Annotated in this window: 2 protein-coding genes; both read right to left on the minus strand. The window is 71.9% G+C overall.

All coding sequences use genetic code 11. The features are described from left to right. Positions 1–352 precede the first annotated feature (352 nt). On the minus strand, positions 353–3,394 hold the full coding sequence (locus ACFV4F_RS42305; RefSeq protein ID WP_380511150.1) for an alpha-mannosidase: 3,042 nt from the start codon (positions 3,392–3,394) through the stop codon (positions 353–355). A gap of 34 nt (positions 3,395–3,428) precedes the next feature. After that, the gene (locus ACFV4F_RS42310; RefSeq protein WP_380511153.1) at positions 3,429–4,694 is read right to left on the minus strand and encodes a glycosyl hydrolase; all 1,266 of its coding nucleotides are present in this window, start codon (positions 4,692–4,694) and stop codon (positions 3,429–3,431) included. Between the last annotated feature and the right edge of the window lie 138 nt (positions 4,695–4,832).

Here is a 4,832-nt window from a genome sequence, read left to right on the forward strand (position 1 = left end):
GGGGGGGGGGGGGGGGGGGGGGGGGGGGGGGGGGGGGGGGGGGGGGGGGGGGGGGGGGGGGGGGGGGGGGGGGGGGGGGGGGGGGGGGGGGGGGGCCGCTCCGGGGGCTGGATGATTTTCCGACTGCCGACTCTGTGGGTGGGGTGTTCTCACCGTTGGCAGTCTGAAAATCACCCGTCACGCCCCTCTCCGCGGCCACCCCCTCCGCCACCCCCTCCCGCAGCGCACCCTCTCGCCTTGGGTGGGTTTGGGGGAGGGGGTGGTTGAGGGGGGTGGGTCGGTATGGGGTGGGGGGTGAGGGGGTGGGGGTGGGGTTGAGGGGGTGCATTGGTGGGGGTGGGGGTGCGGTCTGTCAGCCTTGTGTGCTCAGGCGCAGGGTGACCAGTTCGAATGGGCGGAGGGCCAGGTCTACTGTGCCCTCGGTCAGTGTCACGTCTCCCCGGGTGCCCTCCCACGGGCGTTCCAGCAGGTCGCACGGCTGGGCTTCGGCCAGGGGGAAGGACGTGGTCAGACGGCCCCTCGCTCGGCCTCCGTTTGCCTCGTAGACGCGGACGATCAGGTCGCCGCTGCGGTCGTCGGCCAGTTTGACGGCGCTCACGACGATGGCGTCGTTGTCGACCGTCAGCAGGGGGGCCACCGTCTCCTCGCTGCCGGTGACCCGTCGTTCGGGGAGGCCGATGCGGTAGCCCTCGCGGACGGCGTCGGCGATCGTGGCGCCGGGGACGAGGGCGTGGTGGAAGCGGTGCAGGCCCTGGTCGGTCTTGGGGTCGGGGAAGCGCGGGGCGCGCAGCAGCGAGAAGCGGACGGTGGTGGTCGTCCCGCCGTCGGTGTCGCGCACGGTCCGGGTGACGTCGTGGCCGTAGGTCGACGCGGTGACGAGGGCGACGCCCCACCCGGGTTCGTCGAGGTGGACGAAGCGGTGGTTGCAGGCCTCGAACTTCGCGGCCTCCCAGCTGGTGTTGGTGTGGGTCGGGCGGTAGAGGTGGCCGAACTGGGTCTCCGCCGCGTAGCGCTCGGTGTGGAGGTCGAGCGGGAAGGCGGCCTTGAGGAACTTCTCGGTCTCGTGCCAGTCGACCTCGGTGTCGATGTCGAGGCGCTGCTCGCCCGCCCGCAGCGTGAGCGTCTGGACGACGCGGGACGAGCCGAAGGAGCGCTCGATCCGGACGCTCGCCCGGTCCGGGTAGGTGGTGGCGGTGATGGCGTCGACGTCGGTGAGGTCCGTTCCGGTGTTGCGGTAGAACTGGTCGACGTCCCACGCGTCCCACATGTTGGGGAAGTCGGGGTGCAGTTGGAGCAGGTTGGCCCTCGTGCCGGGGGCGACGGTCTCGCGGCCGCTCGCCACCTCGGTGACGGAGGTGATCAGGCCTTCGGTGTCGACGACGACGTCCAGCAGGCCGTTGTGGAGGGTGAATCCGCCTTCGGGGCGCTCGGTTGCGGTGCAGTTGCCGGGCGTGGTCGGTGTTGCTGCCGCTCCGCCTGCGGGCACCGAGGAGCGTTCGTGCGGTGCCGCGTTGAAGACGAGGTCGTGTGCGCCGCCGGCGTCACCGGCGAGGGCCTGCTGGGCGCGGCCGATGAGTGCTTCCAGTTCGGTGGCCAGCGCCGCGTACGTCGCCTCGGCCTCGCGGTGCACCCAGGCGATCGACGAGCCGGGCAGGATGTCGTGGAACTGCTGCAGCAGCACCGTCTTCCAGATCCGGTCCAGCTCCTCGTAAGGGTAGGCGGCTCCGGTCCGCAACGTCGCGGTGGTGCACCAGAGTTCGGCTTCGCGCAGGAGGTTCTCGCTGCGCCGGTTGCCCTGCTTGGTCTTCGCCTGGCTGGTGAGCGTGGCCCGGTGCAGCTCCAGGTAGAGCTCGCCGACCCACACCGGCGGGTTCGGGTACTCGGCCTCGGCCTTCGCGAAGAACTCGGCCGGCCGCTCCCAGCGGACCGTCGCCGAGCCCTCCAGGTCCTTCAGCCGCGCGGCCTTGGCGACCATCTCGCGCGTCGTGCCGCCACCGCCGTCGCCCCAGCCGGTCGGCGCGAGCGAGTGCCTGGCCACCCCCTTGTCCTTGAAGTTGCGGGCGGCGTGGGCGATTTCGCTGCCCTTCATCGAGCAGTTGTAGGTGTCCACGGGTGGGAAGTGGGTGAAGATCCTCGTCCCGTCGATCCCCTCCCACAGGAACGTGTGGTGCGGGAACGTGTTGACCTGGCTCCACGAGATCTTCTGCGTCAGCAGCCACTTGGAGCCCGCGTTGCGGATGATCTGCGGCAGGCCGCCGGTGAAGCCGAACGTGTCGGGCAGCCAGGCCTCGTGGTTCTCCACCCCGAACTCGTCCAGGAAGAAGCGTTTCCCGTGGACGAACTGACGGGCCATCGCCTCCGAGCTCGGCATGTTGGTGTCCGACTCCACCCACATGCCGCCGGCCGGTACGAACCGCCCGTCGGCCACGGCCTTGCGCACGCGTGCGTACACCTCGGGGCGGTGCTCCTTGATCCACGCGAACTGCTGCGCCTGGGACATGGTGTAGAGGAAGTCGGGCTCGTCCTCCAGCAGCGCCGTCATGTTGGCGGTGGTGCGGGCCACCTTCCGGACCGTCTCCCGCAGCGGCCAGAGCCAGGCCGAGTCGATGTGGGCGTGGCCGATCGCGCTGATCCGGTGGGCGGATGGGGCCGCGGGGGTGGAGAGTACGGCGTTCAGCGCCGAACGGGCTTGTGGGGCGGTTTTGTTGACGTTCTGCAGGTCGATCGCGTCCAGTGCTCGTTCCACGGCGCGCAGGATCTCCCAGCGGCGGGCGCTCTCGACCGGCAGTTCGGCCATCAGTTCGCCGAGGACCTCCAGGTCGATCACCAGCTGCCACACCGTCTCGTCGAAGACGGCGAGGTCCATCCGGGTGAGCTTGTACTGGGGTTCGGCGCCTGCTGTCTCCTTGTCGCCCAACTCGGTCGGCAGGAACGGGTGGTAGTCGAGGATGACCGGGTTGGACGCCGCTTCCACGTGCAGGAGGACCGGTTCGCCGCCGACTGCCGGGGAGGCCACGCGCACCCACTGGTTCTGCGGGTTGAGGCCCTTCACCGGCGTACCGTCCGGGCGGTAGACGAGGCCCTCGCACTGGAACCCGGGCATGTTGGCGTCGAAGCCGAGGTCGATCAGCGCCTCGACCGTCCGCCCGGCCCACTCCTGCGGCACGATGCCGGTCACGGTGAGCCAGCTGGTGCCCCACGGCGCGCCCCAGGCGTCGCCGACCGCGATCGGGGAGCGCGGCGCCGCCAGGCCCTCGGCGACCGGGACGGGCTCGCCGGGCGCCGTCCAGATGCCGACGGTCAGCGGGACGGACTCGGGGTACACGGCGGGGCGGATGCGCTCGTCGAGGACGCGCTTGAGGCGGGACTCGACCAGGGTGCGGTCATCGTGCATGTCGGCGGCTCCGTTGCTTGGCTGGGGGAACGGCTCAGAGAGAACGTACGTCGTCGGGGTGGACCACCTCGGTGATTCCGCGTGCGGCCAGGTGCGCACGGTCCTCGGCGTGCTCGGCGAGGACGGTGGTCGGACGGGCGCCCGCCTCGGTGAGGCGCATGAACGCCTCGAAGACCGCGCCGCCGGGCCCGCAGACCGAGCGCTTCGGCGCCGTGACCTCGTCGCCGGCGGCGATCACCACCGCCGTCGTCCGCGGCTTGGGCGGCTGCCACGCGCGGCGAGCCTCGGCGGCGGCCTCGGCGAGCCGGGCGCCGGCCGGCTTGACCTTCCGGTCGGTGGTCAACAGGCCGAGGCCGTACTCGAGTTCGGGGAAGTCGGCGAGCGAGCGGTCGACGTCGTGCGAGCACCACCAGGTGACGCCCCACAGGTCCGGGCAGTCCAGGACGGCCTCGACGGTCGCGCCGGTGAAGCGCGCGGCGTCCTCCGGGGCGATGTGCGGGGCCGGGGCGCCGACCTCCTGGAGCCAGACCGGGCGCGCCGGGTCGTCCGCCCACGCCTTGGCGAGCTCGACCAGGTAGGCGGCGTGCTGCGCGGTCGCGGCGGACGCGGCGCCGTAGCGTTGGGCGGTGCCGTTGAACACCCACGAGTGCACGGCCGTCGCCGCGCCGATCCGCGCCGAGTGCCACGGCGTGAACGGATGCCCGTCGAGGTAGTAGGCGGCGTCGTAGGAGGCGTGCAGGTGGAGCCGGCCGGGCGCGCCCTCCTCGCACGCGGCGAGCATGCGGCGCAGCCACGCGTCGGCCTGCCCGGGGGTGATCCGGTCGGGGTCGGGGTGCGGGTCGCCGGCGAACTGGTTGATCTCGTTGCCGAGCGTCAGGCCGAGGAAGTTGGACTTCTCGCGCAGTGCCTCGGCGAGGGTGCGCAGGTAGGCGGCCTGGCCGTCGAGGACGTCGGGGTCGGTGAAGACGTTCCGCCGGTGCCAGGTCCGGGTCCAGGACGGCAGGAAGTCGAAGCTGGAGAGGTGGCCCTGGAGGCCGTCCACGGCGACGTCGAGCCCGCGCTCCCCGGCGGCGTCCACGAGCGCGGCGAGCTGCTCGACGGCGCGCGGGCGGATCAGCGTGCGGTTGGGCTGGAAGAGCGGCCAGAGCGGGAACACCCGGACGTGGTCGAGGCCGAGCGCGGCGACCGAGTCGAGGTCGGCGCGGACGGCGTCGAGGTCGAAGTCGAGCCAGTGGTGGAACCAGCCTGGGGTGGGGGTGTAGTTGACGCCGAAGCGGGGGACGTGCGGAGCGGTGGTCATGGATCCTCAACGAGTAGACGGGACGGTGGGGCAGGGCTGGTCTTCGAACCCCCGTCGTCCGCCCGGAGGGCGGGCCGTGCGGTGTCTGGGTGCGTGCATCGCAAGGCGGAGGAGGGAGTCCATGCGGAGCATCGGCGA

The organism is Kitasatospora sp. NPDC059722, assembly GCF_042733235.1.
Lineage (GTDB): Bacteria > Actinomycetota > Actinomycetes > Streptomycetales > Streptomycetaceae > Kitasatospora.